Raw genomic sequence first — 1,734 nt, 5'->3', positions numbered from 1 at the left:
GGCATGGATCGCGACACCAAGCGGCTCGGCGACCGCGGCGAGTCGCGTGCTCACGCCCTCGGGGACGGCCCGGAGCTGGCGCGCCGGCACGACCGTCTGGGCCGAGAAACCGCCGTCGGTGTGCGGGTGGTACGCGGCCGAGCCGAGGTGGTGGACCGAGCCGCACAGGTTCGGGCGGCCGGAGGTACAGAACTCGCACTCGCCGCACACCATCGCGGGGTGGATCGCGACTGCCTGGCCGAGCTCGAAGCCTGTGACCTCGGAGCCGAGCGCCGCGACCCTGCCGGCGACCTCGTGGCCGAGGACCAACGGATCGCGCAGGATGCTGAGGCCAGCCGCGCCGTGCTTGACGTAGTGGAGGTCGCTCCCGCAGATCCCGCCGTATTCGATCTGCACGAGGGCGTCGTGCGGGCCGAGCTCGCGGGGTTCGGCGGGGTCGAGTCGCAGGTCACCGGCTGCATGGACGACGACGGCCAGGCTCATGGGGGTTCCTCCTGATAGGACGGGGTGGCGTGACTTCTATTCAAGCACTGCCATACATTTCAACACTGCCATACTAGTGATGTCGAGCCTCGCACCCCTACGCTTGTGCCCATGGCCCCGTCCTTGTGGGGCGAGCAGGCCGCCACGGCCGCCCGCCCGCCGTCGAACCGCGAGCTCGCCTACGAGCACATCCGCGAGCTCATCGTGACCGGAGAGGAAGCGCCCGGTGCCCTCCTGAGCGAAAACGACCTTGCACTGCGGCTCGACCTCAGCCGGACGCCCGTGCGCGAGGCGCTCCTGCTCCTCGCGCAGGAGGGGCTCGTCGAGGTCCGGCCCCAGCGCGGGAGCTATGTCTCGCTCATCGACCCAGCGATGGTGCGGCAGGCCCAATTCGTCCGCGAGGCGATCGAGGTGGCCTCGCTTGAAGCGTGCGTCGAGAACTGGACGCCCGAAGGCGGCGCCCACATCGACGAACTGCTCGACGCCCAGGATGCGTGCACCACGCGAGAGGAGTTCTACCCGCTTGACGAGCGCTTCCACCGCGCGCTCCTCTCGATAGCCGGACACGCCTCCGCGTGGACGGCCGTGCAGAGCGCCAAGGGCCACCTCGACCGGGCCCGCTACCTCGGGCTGAGCGGCTACCGCGCGATCCCTGAGTACGCCGCCGATCACCGCCGCGTCCACGAGGCCGTCGCGGCAGGGGATCTCGCGGCGGCGCAGGCCGAGCTCCGCGCGCACCTGAGGTTCGTCCTCGACGACCTCGATCGCATCCAAGCAGCGCGCCCCGAACTGTTCAGCATCCCCGCCGGGCCCGAGCGCCGCCCAGCGCGGCCGGCCCGCAGGTGAACGCGTACTCTTATTCCCATCATGACCTCCCCTCTGCGCGCCCTCACGATCGATCTGGGCGCCGTTTCCGAATCGGACGTCCTTCCGTTCGGGGGCCTCTCCCACGCGCTCAACCACCCCGACACCCTGTGCTGGCTCCGCCGCGGCGAGGGTCAGCTCGGCTTCGGCGAAGTCGCGCGTTTCGAGACCACGGGGCCTGAGCGCTTCATCGAGGCGGAGGCCTGGTGGAAGCAGCTCACGCTCGACGCCCACGTCGAGGATCCGCTGCAGCACCCCGGGACCGGACCGCTCGCGTTCGGCTCGTTCGCGTTCTCGAAGACCTCGGAGTACGCGTCGCGGCTCGTCGTGCCTGCGTTCGTGATCGGCGTGCGGGATGGCCGCGCGTGGGCCACCCAGCTGACCACC

2 protein-coding genes and 1 pseudogene are annotated in these 1,734 nt (G+C 70.4%); 2 read left to right on the top strand and 1 reads right to left on the bottom strand.

The genetic code is table 11. The features are described 5' to 3' along the window. Positions 1-483, bottom strand: a 483-nt coding sequence (locus ACLN58_RS21870; protein ID WP_415857315.1) for an alcohol dehydrogenase catalytic domain-containing protein, incomplete at its 3' end; no start/stop codon positions are given. Between the two features lie 111 nt (positions 484-594). Between ACLN58_RS21870 and ACLN58_RS21865 the strand changes: the two genes are divergently transcribed. Beyond that, a complete protein-coding gene (locus ACLN58_RS21865) occupies positions 595-1,329 on the top strand; it encodes a GntR family transcriptional regulator (protein ID WP_415857314.1) in 735 nt (244 codons plus the stop codon). A gap of 21 nt (positions 1,330-1,350) precedes the next feature. After that, positions 1,351-1,734 (top strand): annotated as a pseudogene (locus ACLN58_RS21860) (isochorismate synthase); the annotation flags it as partial.

Source organism: Sinomonas sp. G460-2, from assembly GCF_047759905.1.
GTDB lineage: Bacteria > Actinomycetota > Actinomycetes > Actinomycetales > Micrococcaceae > Sinomonas.
The sequence above is the reverse complement of the archived record's forward strand: the minus strand, read 5'-3'. Positions and strand labels throughout refer to the sequence as shown.

Bases quoted from the DNA above. Each gene is read 5' to 3' on its own strand.
- ACLN58_RS21865 (WP_415857314.1), top strand. From the start codon at position 595: ATGGCCCCGTCCTTGTGGGGCGAGCAGGCCGCCACGGCCGCCCGCCCG.